Raw genomic sequence first — 11,829 nt, 5'->3', positions numbered from 1 at the left:
CTACCTGGTCGGAGCTGCCCTTACGGAAGCAAGCAGTCTTTCCAGCGTGCGGATTGTCGATCCGTCGGCCACGCCATCCACTTTGCGTTGCCGGAAATGCCGCTGGAAAGCCTCGACGACGATTTCGGTCTGCCGGTCGAAAGCACCTGATATCTCCAAGCCATAACCATAGAGCGCCAGCATCGACTGCAACGCCTCGACCTCGGCATCCGTGTCGCCGACTTTCAGCACCGCGCCATGCCTGACGGGTGCCGCTTCGACGAGGTGGCCGACACCGGCTTCGGACAGGGCCTTCCAGGGGAATTTCTCGCCCGGATCGATCTTGCGTCCCGGCGCGACGTCGGAATGGGCGAGCACCCGTTGAGCTGGAATCGAATGGCGCTGAACAATTCCCTTGCATAAACCGATGACGGCATCGATCTGCCGTTTCGGAAAATTCCGATAGCCCAGCGAATGCCCGGGATTGACGATCTCGATGCCGACCGAACAGGAGTTGATGTCGCTGCGTCCGAACCACGAACTCTTACCGGCATGCCAGGCACGGTCGCTTTCCCTGACCATCTGGACGATGCGGCCATCCTCATGGACGAGATAGTGCGATGAAACCTCGCTCGCCGGATTGCACAGCCAGGCTTCGGCGCCCGCGCCGGTGTTCATACCGGTGTAGTGCAGCACGACCATATCGGGCTTGGCCGTCTCGCGTCGTGGACCGAAATTCGGCGATACCCTTACCTCGGCGCTCGGCTCGTCGGGCAGGAAGCCGCTCATGCGTGCCGCAGGCCTCGTTCGATCATCTCATAGGCCGCGTTGATCGCCGCTATCCTGCTCGTTGCGATCTTGATGAACTCCTGCGGCAGGCCGCGTGCGATCAGCCGGTCGGGATGGTTGTCCGAAACCAGCTTGCGATAACGTTTTCGGACCTCCTCGAACGGTTTTCCCCGCTCGATGCCAAGCACGACATAGGGATCGGCCGCACCCAGGTCGACGTGCCGAGCCAGAATGCTCTGGTAATGCGCCTCCTCGATCCGGAAGATCTCGGCGATACGATGCAGGAACTGGCCTTCGCGCTCATGAACCAGCCCGTCAGCCTTGGCGATGTGGAACAGCCCGTCGAGAATGTCCTCCAGCATCGCGCAGTTCGAATGGCCGGAGCCGCAAAGCTGCGCCATGCGCGCGGCATAGGTCTCGAAGCCGGCGATGTCGCGCTTGGCCAGATCGTAGAGCCGCGCCACATTGCGCGTCTGCTCCTTCGGCACCTCGAATATTTGCTGGAAGGCGCGCACCTCGTCCTGCGTTACGATGCCGTCGGCCTTGGCCATCTTGGCCGACAGCGCGATCATCGCCACCGAGAAGGCGACGCGCCGGCGCAGATCCGGATCGCCGGAGAAAACCGTGCGCACGGCTTCGACCACGTCGGCGACACCCGACGAGGTTGAGGACGAAACGCGCGTGATGAAGTCGCCGAGGCGATCCCAAATCGACATGAGCACCTATTAGGGCTAACCGGGCACCGCTATCAAGCGAAGACAATGCCGCAGGGCCGGCTAACCGATTTCGCGGGATGCCTGAAGCAGCTGGCGCTAACCGTCGATCATGGAATGCACCGGCATAGCGCGCAAAACCGCAGGCCTTTGCGACATCTTGCTGTTCGTTACCGCCATGGCGGCGAGCTTCGGCTATGTCGTCTCGGGGAAACGGGCGCGGGAAATGCCGGCTGATAGGGTCGTCTGCTGGGGCGAAAAAGTGACAGACAAAACCACCACGCTTGCGGTGATGGCCATCGCCGCAAGGCGCGCGTGTCTTGAAACAGATGCGGGGAAGGCCGGCATCATACCGGCCTTCCCGGTCCTCAGTCAGATAAACTACTGCGCCGGCGCAGGAGCAGGCTCTGCCGGAGCCGGCTCAGCCGGCTTCGTGGCGTCAGGAGCCGGTTGCATCGGCTGTTCGGCCGCCGGCGGATTGGTGCTCTGCGTGGTTGTGGCGTCCCCGCCCGTGCCGCTGTCGCTGCAAGCCGCAACGCCAAGCAGGGCAAGCGCCGAAAACGACGCAAGAATGAGTTTCTTCATGGTATCTCTCCTCTAATCACGCCCCCGCTAACGGTGACGATCGAGGACAGAATGCATCAGGCGCCTATGAGTTTCGTAACGTTGCATTTCCGTATGTAACATCATCTGCTTTTGCCGTTGCCGGTCGGGCTACTGCGAATTAACACATTGAATCAATAAAATGCCGGGGAGAGCTGCCGTGACCGTCAAATGGGATTTCTGGATCGACCGCGGCGGCACCTTCACCGATGTCATCGGCCATGACCCGGAAGGCAGGCTGCAACCACGCAAGCTGTTGTCCGAGAATCCTGAAGCCTATGCCGACGCCGCCATCCAGGGCATTCGCGAACTGCTCGGATTAAAATCCGGCGCTCCGATCCCATCCGGCCTGATCGGCGACATCAAGATGGGCACCACCGTTGCCACCAACGCGCTTCTGGAGCGCAAGGGCGACCGTGTGCTGCTGCTCATCACCAGGGGATTCCGTGACGCGCTGAGGATCGCCTATCAGGCGCGGCCCGACATCTTCGCCAAGGAAATCATTCTTCCCGAACAGCTCTACGAACGCGTCATCGAGGTCGACGAGCGCGTGCGCGCCGACGGGAATGTCGAACGTCTGCTCGACATTGCCGCCTGCCGGCCGGCCATCGAGCAAGCCAGGGCGGACGGCATCGACGCCGTGGCGATCGTCTTCATGCATGCCTGGAAATATCCCGGCCACGAAAAGGCGGTTGCAAAAGTCTGCAGGAAACTGGGGTTTTCGCAGATCTCCGTGAGCCATGAGGTCTCGCCGCTGATCAAGCTGGTCGGCCGCGGCGACACCACGGTCGTCGACGCCTATCTGTCGCCGATTCTGTCGCGCTATGTGCAAAGGGTGGCGGGAGAACTGGGCGCGGCGCCAATCTCCCCCCTTGTGGGGGAGATGTCGGCGAAGCCGACAGAGGGGGGCGCTGTCCCGCCAGCATCTCAGCATCCCAGTGACGTCAATCATGACACAAAGCACCCTACGGCGCCCCCCTCTGCCCTGCCGGGCATCTCCCCCACGAGGGGGGAGATCGGCCATTCCCCCCGCCTCATGTTCATGATGTCCTCCGGTGGTCTCACGGCTGCCGATATGTTCCAGGGAAAGGACGCGCTGTTGTCCGGCCCGGCCGGCGGCGTCGTCGGCATGGTCGAGACGGCAAAACTCGCCGGTTTCGACAGGGTCATCGGCTTCGACATGGGCGGCACCTCGACCGACGTCGCCCATTATGACGGCGACTATGAGCGCGCCTTCGACACCGAGGTTGCCGGCGTGCGCATCCGCGCGCCGATGATGCGCATCCACACTGTGGCCGCCGGCGGCGGCTCGATCCTGCATTACGAGGCCGGCCGCTTCCGCGCCGGGCCGGATTCGGCCGGCGCCAATCCCGGCCCGGCCGCGTATCGGCGCGGCGGCCCGCTGGCCGTCACCGACGCCAATGTCATGTTGGGCAAGCTGCAACCCGACTTCTTTCCGGCCATTTTCGGACCCGGCCAGAACGAGCCGCTCGACGTGCAGACCGTGCGCGAGAAATTCGCAGCGCTCGCCGCCGAAATCGGCGACGGGCGGACGCCGGAGGCGGTCGCCGAAGGGTTCGTCACCATCGCCGTCGAAAACATGGCCAACGCAATCAAGAAGATTTCCGTGCAGCGCGGCTATGATGTCACCGAATATCTCCTGAACTGTTTCGGTGGCGCCGGCGGCCAACACGCCTGCCTCGTTGCCGACGCACTCGGCATGGAAGCGGTGCTGATCCATCCTTTCTCCGGCCTGCTTTCGGCATACGGCATTGGATTGTCCTCGATTTTTTCGTCGCGCCAGCAGGCGCTGCTGAAACCGCTGGCGGAAGACTCCCGGCCGGCGATCGACGACCTCATCGCGACATTACAAAAAGCCGTCATCGACGAGCTTGCCACACAAGGCATAGCCGAGGACGCTGTCGCCTCGAAACCGGTGCTGCAGATCCGCTACGACGGCACCGACACCGCGTTGCCGGTGAATTTCGAGCACGGCTCGATTGAACGGGCCAAGGGCGATTTCGAAACGGTCCACAAGGCGCAGTTCGGTTTCGTCTATGACGACAAGCCGATGATCGTGGAATCGGTCGGCGTCGAAGGCATCGACACCGGCGGCACCGGCCGCGAGGAAAGTGATTCAGCCCTTGAGGACATCGCCGCAAACCCTGCGGAGAATAGGAAGATCTTCGCCGACAGCGCCTGGCGCGACGCCAGTATCTTTCCTCGCGAGACATTGAAACCGGGCAACAAGGTTGCCGGCCCTGCTTTGATCATCGAGCCTAACCAGACCATCGTCGTCGAGCCGGGCTGGCAGGCCGAGATCACCGCCAAGAACCATGTGCTCTTGCGCCGCATCGAGAAAAAGCGCCGGCAGGCGGCGCTCGGCACTGAGGCCGATCCGGTCATGCTGGAGGTGTTCAACAACCTGTTCATGTCGATCGCCGAACAAATGGGCGTGACGCTGCAAAACACCGCGTATTCCGTCAACATCAAGGAACGGCTGGATTTTTCCTGCGCCGTCTTCGACCGTCATGGCGCGCTGGTCGCCAACGCGCCGCACATGCCGGTGCATCTCGGCTCCATGGACCGTTCGGTGGAAACCATCATCCGGCTCAACTCCGGCGACATTCACCCCGGCGACGTCTTTGCCCTCAACGCGCCCTACAATGGCGGCACGCATCTGCCTGACATTACGGTGGTGACGCCGGTGTTCGAGGAAGCGCGCCCAATCTCCCCCCTTGAGGGGGAGATGTCGGCGAAGCCGACAGAGGGGGGCGCTGTCCCGCCAACCTCTCATTCTGTCACGCCCCCCTCTGCCCTGCCGGGCATCTCCCCCTCAAGGGGGGAGATCGGCCAATCGCCAAAGATCCTCTTCTACGTCGCCTCGCGCGGCCATCATGCCGACATCGGCGGCACGGCGCCCGGCTCGATGACGCCGCTTGCCACCACCGTCGACGAGGAAGGCGTGCTGTTCGACAATTTCCGCATCGTCGACCGCGGCCGGTTCCGCGAGAAGGAACTGGAGACGCTGCTCACCGACCACCCCTACCCCGCGCGCAATCCGCACCAGAACATCGCCGACCTCAAGGCGCAGATTGCCGCCAACGAAAAGGGCGTTGCCGAGCTGCGCAAGATGGTCGCGCATTTCGGTCTCGATGTCGTCGAGGCCTATATGGGTCATGTCCAGGACAACGCAGCCGAAAGCGTGCGCCGCGTGCTGGAGCGGCTGCCCGACAGTTCCGTATACGAGTATCCGACCGACACCGGCCAGGTGATCAAGGTGAAGATCTCGGTCGACCGGAAAAAGCGCGAGGCGACCGTCGACTTCACCGGCACGTCGCCGGTCATGAAGAACAATTTCAACGCTCCCGAGCCGGTCGCCCGCGCAGCCGTGCTCTATGTCTTCCGCGTCATGGTCGAGGACATGATCCCGATGAATGCCGGGTGTCTGCGACCCATCAACATCGTTATCCCCGATGGCTCGATGCTGAAGCCCGCCTATCCGGCTGCCGTCGTCGCCGGCAATGTCGAGACCTCCCAACATGTCACCAATGCGCTGCTCGGCGCCATGGGCGCGATGGCCAACGCGCAAGGCACGATGAACAACCTCACCTTCGGCAACAAGCAGTACCAGTATTACGAGACGATCTGCTCCGGCTCGCCGGCAGGCCGGATGAACAACGGCCGCGGCTTTGCCGGCACCTCCGGCGTCCACACCCACATGACCAATTCGCGCTTGACCGACCCGGAAGTGCTGGAATTGCGTTTTCCCGTCTTGCTCGAGGATTTCCACATCCGCGAAGGCTCCGGCGGCAAAGGCAAATGGAGTGCCGGCGACGGCACCAAGCGCACCATCCGCTTCCTTGAAAAGATGGAGTGCGCCATCCTGTCCTCGCACCGCAACCGCCCGCCGCAAGGCCTGGACGGCGGCGGCGATGGCGAGGCCGGCTCGACCAAGGTCCGCCGCAAGGATGGCCGCGTCGAAGTCCTAAAGGCTTGCGACCAGACGGTGCTGGAGGCCGGCGACGCCGTCATCCTCACGACACCGACGCCAGGTGGGTTTGGCGAGGCCTGAGTTAGCTTCAACAGGTTGTCACCGGCCTGTCATGACGCTGCGCTACCCGCTTGCGCCAGAGCAAATGGGGAATCGCCTTGTCATGACGGATCTTTCCGGAGAACTGGTTTTTCGCCGCGGCAAGGAAGTTGGCAAGGCCGTCTACCAGAACCGCCCGCTGTCGAAGGCCGGTGTTTCCGAACGGCTCTTCGCCTTTTTGTTTTCCGGCCTCGTCTATCCGCAGATCTGGGAAGACCCCGATGTCGACATGGACGCGATGCAGCTTGATCAGGGCCACCGTATCGTCACCATCGCCTCGGGCGGCTGTAACATCCTTGCCTATCTCACCCGGTCGCCGGAGAGGATCGACGCCGTCGATCTCAACACCGCCCACATCGCGCTGAACCGCATGAAGCTCGAGGCGGTGCGTCATCTGCCCTCGCAGGGCGACCTGTTCCGTTTCTTCGGCGCTGCCGAGACCCGTCACAATTCGCAAGCCTACGACCGCTTCATCGCGCCGCATCTCGATCCGGTCAGCCGCCACTATTGGGAACATCGCAACTGGCGCCGGCGTCGCCGCATCGCCGTCTTCGACCGCAATTTCTACCAGACCGGCCTGCTCGGCCTGTTCATCGCCATGGGCCACCGCACTGCCAAGTTCTTCGGGGTCGACCCGGCCGGCATCATGGAAGCCAAAAGCCTCGCCGATCAGCGCCGCTTCTTCAATGAGGAGTTGGCGCCGGTCTTCGAAAAGCCGCTGCTGAAATGGGCCACCTCGCGAAAGGCCTCGCTGTTCGGGCTCGGCATTCCGCCGGCGCAGTACGATTCGCTGATCACCTCGGGCGACGGCACCATGGCCAGCGTGCTGAAGGCCCGGCTCGAAAAGCTCGCTTGCGATTTTCCGCTAGAGAACAACTATTTCGCCTGGCAGGCTTTTGCCCGCCGCTATCCCAATCCTGGCGAGGCGGCGCTGCCCGCCTATCTCGAAAAGCGCAACTACAAGACGATCCGCAACAATGTCGACCGCGTCGCCATCCACCATGCCAATCTGATCGAATTCCTCGCCGGCAAGGATGCCGGTTCCGTCGACCGCTTCGTCCTGCTCGACGCGCAGGACTGGATGACCGACGACCAGCTCAACGCGCTATGGGCCGAGATCACCCGCACCGCGTCGACTGATGCCCGCGTCATCTTCCGCACCGCGGCCGAACCCAGCCTGCTGCCCGGCCGTGTCTCGAATTCGCTGCTCGACCAATGGAGCTATGCGGACGAAGCCTCGCGCGAATTCTCGGCCCGCGACCGTTCGGCCATCTATGGCGGTTTCCACCTTTATGTGAAGCTGTCCGCATGAGCACGACCGAACTGCCGGCCAGGCACGGCGAACCGCCGGCCAGGCATGCCGAACTGATGGACGGCGTCTACCGCTGGCAGCGCCATATCTACGACCTGACCCGCAAATATTACCTGCTCGGCCGCGACCGGCTGATATCAGGGCTGGATGTGCCTGCCGGCGGCACGGTGCTCGAACTCGGCTGCGGCACCGGCCGCAACATAGTCCTCGCCGCCCGCCGCTATCCCGACGCCCGCTTCTTCGGTCTCGATATTTCGGCCGAAATGTTGGAAACGGCCATGGCTGCCATTGCCCGCGAAGGCCTGTCCGGCCGCGTCAAGCTGGCACGCGGCGACGCGACGGATTTCGACGCGAAAGCACTGTTTTCTGTCGAAAGTTTCGACCGCATTTTTGTCTCATATTCGCTATCGATGATCCCCGGTTGGGAGAAGACAATTTCCGCGGCACTTGCAGCCCTGTCGGCTGGCGGCTCGCTGCACGTCGTCGATTTCGGCCAGCAGGAGGCCCTGCCCGGCTGGTTCCGCACACTGCTGCGCGGCTGGCTGAGAAAATTCCATGTCGAGCCGCGTGAATCCCTGCGCGATGTCCTGGAATCGGAATCCGAGCGGATCGGCGCAAGCCTTCGGTTCAGAACACTGTATCGCGGCTATGCGTGGCTCGCTGTGGTCGGATCGCGCAGATAGCTTTTCTATTGCAGCGCCTTCACCAGCGCTGCCAGCATCGTCTGCGGCCGATAGCCGAGCTTGGCGGGCGTCAGGCCGAGCCGCACCACCACCAGCTGCTCGGAGGGGATGATGGCGACGGTCTGTCCGTCATGGCCTTCCATCCAATAGGTATCCCTTGGCAGGCCCGCAGCGATGCCGGCGCCGGGGCTCTCCTCGTCGCCCGGCCCCTCGATCCACAACTGGCCTCTGCCGTAGACTTTCGAGGCCGGTGCAGCTTCCCGCATCCAGTTGACGAAACCCGCAGGCAGGATCTCCTTGCCGTTCCAGACACCATCCTGCAGCAGGAACTGGCCAAAGCGCGCCCAGTCTCGCGCGGTGGCGTAGAGATGTGACGAGCCGACGAAGGTGCCGTGCTCATCGGCCTCCAGCACCGCACTCTGCATGCCGAGCGGGTCGAACAGCGCAACCCTCGGCCACGCCAGCGCCTTGTTCTTGTCGCCGATCGCGTCCTGCCACAGCCTGGACAGCATCACCGCCGTGCCGCTCGAATAGGAGAACATTTTGCCCACTTCGCCGGTCAGTGGCTTGGATCCGGCAAAGCCGGCCATATCAGGCTCGAGATAAAGCATCCGCGTCACGTCGGCGACGTCGCCATACTCCTCGTTGAACTCCAGCCCGCTCGACATCGCCATCATGTCGGCGAGGCTGATGGCAGCGCGGCCGTCCGTTTTCCAGGGTCCGAACAGCCCCTGGTTCGTCATCGCCATCTTGCCGTCTTTCACCAGGGTGCCGACGATCGCGGCGTTCACCGTCTTGGTCATCGACCAGCCGAGCAGCGGCGTCTTTTCAGTAAAGCCGTCGCCATAGCGCTCGGCGACGATGCGGCCGTTCTTGACCACCACCACCGCCCGCATACCGGGGCCGGTCATTGCGGGATCGTCAAGGATTTGCTCGATTTCGGGGTTCTGCGAGACGTCGGCCTTGTCGCCGTCGGGCCAGAGCGCGTCGAGCGGCGGTGCCGGCGTCAGCGCCGCCCCGATGACCGCCTTGGCAGCGGTGACATTGCCGTCCGGAACCGACGTGCAGCCGAGCCCGTCACGAACGACCGCGACGCTCTTGCCGAACACGCCAAACAGCCCCGCCGAAACCGTGCCCTGCTTCTTGTCGACAGAGATCCTCATCAGCCTCAGCAATGGATGGCCTGGCGCCTGCACGTCGACGGCGAGCACCTCATTGGCATCGCGTCCGGCGATAAAGACATTCGAGCAGACGATCTTGGCCGAATAACCCGAGCCGACGCGGATCAGTTCCGGCGGCGCCAAATACAGCCAGGCGGCGAGTGCTGCGACCGCCAGCACGACCAGCCCGACCAGCCATTTCACCAGCCTTAGAACAGTCCGCATTTTCCGACTCCCCCGGACGCTCATCTATGTCATTGATTTGCCGCCATTGCTTCGGCAAAATCGCGGCTCCTGTCGAGCGCCGTGAACGGAATATCAACCATGATCGGCGATGACCAGGGATAGGAGCGGTCCTGTGGGGTGATCGCTTTGGGGGTACGGTCGAGGGGGCCACCTGCAGCAACAACCCATCAGCGGCCGGCTGAAACCGGTTCAGGAGTAGCGATGCGCCGTTTCGCGGCTTTCATCATGCTGACGTTGCTGGGTGCCTGCTCGACGGTCGACGATCTTGCCCCGTCGCTGCCGAGCGCCCCGACCGTTGCGGTGCGTGCACCCCGTTTTGACGACTCCGACCCGCATGAGTGGGAAAGCGGCGCGCCGTGGAGCTATGCCGTTCACGGCACCGACGTCTCCAAATACCAGACCTCGGTCGATTGGCCGGCGGCCAGGGCCAGCGGCATTTCCTTCGTTTTCATCAAGGCGACTGAAGGCGGCGATCGCTTCGACGAATATTTCGACGAGCATTGGAGCCGCACGAAAGCCTCGGGAATTCCGCGCGCGGCCTATCATTTCTACTATTTTTGCACGCCGGCCGCCACGCAGGCGCGCTGGTTCATCAAGAACGTGCCCAAAGACCGCTCGGCGATGCCGCCGGTTCTCGACATGGAATGGAACGCCAAGTCGCCGACTTGCAGGCTGCGGCCCGATGCGGCCACGGTGCGTAGCGAGATGAGCATATTCCTCGAAATCGTCGAAAGACACTATGGCAAGAAGCCGATCATCTACACCTCGATCGATTTCTTCGACGACAACGGCCTGTCGGCTTTCCGCGGCTACCCCTATTGGCTGCGCTCGGTGGCCGGGCACCCGCGCGAGAAATACGGTAGCCACCCCTTCACTTTCTGGCAGTACACCGGAACCGGCGTTGTGCCGGGCATGAGGGGCAATGCCGACATCAATGTCTTCAACGGCTCGGAAGCAGCCTGGAACAAGTGGCTGCGGCAGAACACCCGTTGACACCGGGCCTGCCGCCTGCTTTTCGACACAGCCAGTGAAGACGCCTGCAACCGCCGGTAATCTTCTTGGAAGGATGGCGATGCGATTGCGCTTGGAAATTCTCGCGGCGCTGCTTCTGGCCGCCACGGCGCCAGCGGTGGCACAGCAATGCGGCGGCGATTTCGAGGCGTGGAAGCAGGGCGTGGCGGCTGAGGCCAAGAGCGCCGGCGTCGGCACTGCCGGCCTTGAGGCGCTGGAAAACGCCACCGCCGATGAAAAGGTGCTAGCACGCGACCGCTCCCAAGGCGTCTTTACCCAGACCTTCGTTGAGTTCTCGAACCGTATGATCTCGTCCCATAGGCTGAAGCAGGGCGCGGCCAATCTGAAGAAATACGCGGATGTTTTTGCCCGCGCCGACCGGGAATTTGGCGTCCAGCCACCGATCATCGCCGCTTTCTGGGCGCTAGAAACCGATTTCGGCGCTGTGCAGGGCGATTTCCACACGCTGAACGCACTGGTCACGCTCTCGCATGACTGCCGCCGCCCGCAACTCTTCCGGCCGCAGATCACGCCGCTGCTGACCCTCATCGATCGCGGCGTCGTGCCGGCCGATGTCACCGGCGCTTGGGCGGGCGAAATCGGCCAGACGCAGATGCTGCCGTCCGACTATCTCGGCCGCGGCGTCGATGGCGACGGCGACGGTCTGGTCGACCTGCGCAGCAGCGCGCCGGACGTGATCATGACCACGGCCAACAAGATCATGTCGCGCGGCTGGAAACGCGACCAGCCCTGGATCGAGGAAGTCCGCGTGCCAGACGACATGCCATGGGACCAGACCGGCCGCACCAACAAGCTGCCGCTGACGCAGTGGGCTCAGTGGGGTGTCACCAACCCGAATGGCACGCCGCTTGTCGACAACGGCCTAAAGGCAGGTCTCGCGCTGCCCATGGGTCGCAAGGGACCGGCCTTCCTCGTCTACGACAATTTCGACGTCTATCTCGAATGGAACCAATCCTTCACCTATGCGCTGACCGCGGCAAATCTCGCCACGCGGCTGGCGGGCGCGCCGCAATTCGATCCGCGCAATCCCGAACCCGGCCTCAACGGCGACCAGATGAGGGCCTTGCAGACGAAGCTCGAGGCCAAAGGCTATGACGTGGGCACGGTCGACGGCATCCTGGGCACCAACACCCGCGAGGCGATCCGCAAGGAGCAGAAGCGGCTAGGCTTACCGGTCGACGGCTGGCCGACACCGGAGCTTTTGGGGAAGCTGTAGCTC

General features: G+C 63.1%; 9 protein-coding genes. 5 read left to right on the top strand and 4 right to left on the bottom strand.

Features of this window, described 5'->3' with window-relative positions; genetic code table 11:
- The 3 genes from EJ075_RS23175 to EJ075_RS23165 all read right to left on the bottom strand — a co-directional run bounded on the left by EJ075_RS23175 (window position 1) and on the right by EJ075_RS23165 (window position 2,066).
- Window positions 1–768 carry an N-acetylmuramoyl-L-alanine amidase gene (locus tag EJ075_RS23175; protein ID WP_126105877.1) on the bottom strand — a complete coding sequence of 256 codons (768 nt, stop codon included), beginning with the start codon at window positions 766–768 and terminating at the stop codon, window positions 1–3.
- The gene (locus EJ075_RS23170; protein WP_095483319.1) at window positions 765–1,484 is read right to left on the bottom strand and encodes a DnaJ family molecular chaperone; all 720 of its coding nucleotides are present in this window, start codon (window positions 1,482–1,484) and stop codon (window positions 765–767) included. The genes EJ075_RS23175 and EJ075_RS23170 overlap by 4 nt, the downstream gene beginning before the upstream one ends.
- A 378-nt stretch (window positions 1,485–1,862) precedes the next feature.
- Window positions 1,863–2,066 (bottom strand): hypothetical protein, encoded by a 204-nt coding sequence (locus EJ075_RS23165; RefSeq protein ID WP_095483317.1) that lies wholly within the window; start codon window positions 2,064–2,066, stop codon window positions 1,863–1,865.
- 178 nt (window positions 2,067–2,244) lie between these two features.
- Between EJ075_RS23165 and EJ075_RS23160 the strand changes: the two genes are divergently transcribed.
- From EJ075_RS23160 to EJ075_RS23150, 3 genes are read left to right on the top strand one after another with little or no spacing between them, the layout of a single operon-like run.
- Entirely contained in the window at window positions 2,245–6,159 is a 3,915-nt protein-coding gene (locus EJ075_RS23160) for a hydantoinase B/oxoprolinase family protein (protein WP_126105876.1), read from the top strand.
- A 31-nt stretch (window positions 6,160–6,190) separates the two neighbouring features.
- On the top strand, window positions 6,191–7,489 hold the full coding sequence (locus tag EJ075_RS23155) for a DUF3419 family protein (RefSeq protein WP_126105875.1): 1,299 nt from the start codon (window positions 6,191–6,193) through the stop codon (window positions 7,487–7,489).
- A complete protein-coding gene (locus EJ075_RS23150) occupies window positions 7,486–8,172 on the top strand; it encodes a class I SAM-dependent methyltransferase (RefSeq protein ID WP_126105874.1) in 687 nt (228 codons plus the stop codon). Before EJ075_RS23155 ends, EJ075_RS23150 begins: the two co-directional genes overlap by 4 nt.
- Window positions 8,173–8,177: 5 nt before the next feature.
- Here EJ075_RS23150 and EJ075_RS23145 read toward each other — a convergent pair whose 3' ends face one another.
- Complete coding sequence (locus tag EJ075_RS23145; protein ID WP_126105873.1) at window positions 8,178–9,557, bottom strand: serine hydrolase; 1,380 nt, start codon at window positions 9,555–9,557, stop codon at window positions 8,178–8,180.
- A gap of 222 nt (window positions 9,558–9,779) precedes the next feature.
- On the opposite strand from EJ075_RS23145, the gene EJ075_RS23140 reads away from it, so the two are divergent.
- Window positions 9,780–10,571, top strand: a complete 792-nt coding sequence (locus EJ075_RS23140; protein WP_095483313.1) for a GH25 family lysozyme — start codon at window positions 9,780–9,782, stop codon at window positions 10,569–10,571.
- A gap of 79 nt (window positions 10,572–10,650) precedes the next feature.
- Window positions 10,651–11,826: a lytic murein transglycosylase gene (locus EJ075_RS23135; RefSeq protein ID WP_095483473.1), complete on the top strand. Its 1,176-nt coding sequence runs from the start codon at window positions 10,651–10,653 to the stop codon at window positions 11,824–11,826.
- Window positions 11,827–11,829: the final 3 nt, after the last annotated feature.

This window comes from Mesorhizobium sp. M6A.T.Cr.TU.016.01.1.1, from assembly GCF_003952585.1.
Lineage (GTDB): Bacteria > Pseudomonadota > Alphaproteobacteria > Rhizobiales > Rhizobiaceae > Mesorhizobium > Mesorhizobium mediterraneum.
The sequence above is the reverse complement of the archived record's forward strand: the minus strand, read 5'-3'. Positions and strand labels throughout refer to the sequence as shown.

Coding starts and splice junctions, on each gene's coding strand:
- EJ075_RS23140 (WP_095483313.1), top strand. CDS start 9,780: ATGCGCCGTTTCGCGGCTTTCATCATGCTGACGTTGCTGGGTGCCTGC.
- EJ075_RS23170 (WP_095483319.1), bottom strand. CDS start 1,484: ATGTCGATTTGGGATCGCCTCGGCGACTTCATCACGCGCGTTTCGTCC.
- EJ075_RS23175 (WP_126105877.1), bottom strand. CDS start 768: ATGAGCGGCTTCCTGCCCGACGAGCCGAGCGCCGAGGTAAGGGTATCG.
- EJ075_RS23135 (WP_095483473.1), top strand. CDS start 10,651: ATGCGATTGCGCTTGGAAATTCTCGCGGCGCTGCTTCTGGCCGCCACG.
- EJ075_RS23165 (WP_095483317.1), bottom strand. CDS start 2,066: ATGAAGAAACTCATTCTTGCGTCGTTTTCGGCGCTTGCCCTGCTTGGC.
- EJ075_RS23155 (WP_126105875.1), top strand. CDS start 6,191: ATGACGCTGCGCTACCCGCTTGCGCCAGAGCAAATGGGGAATCGCCTT.
- EJ075_RS23150 (WP_126105874.1), top strand. CDS start 7,486: ATGAGCACGACCGAACTGCCGGCCAGGCACGGCGAACCGCCGGCCAGG.
- EJ075_RS23145 (WP_126105873.1), bottom strand. CDS start 9,557: ATGCGGACTGTTCTAAGGCTGGTGAAATGGCTGGTCGGGCTGGTCGTG.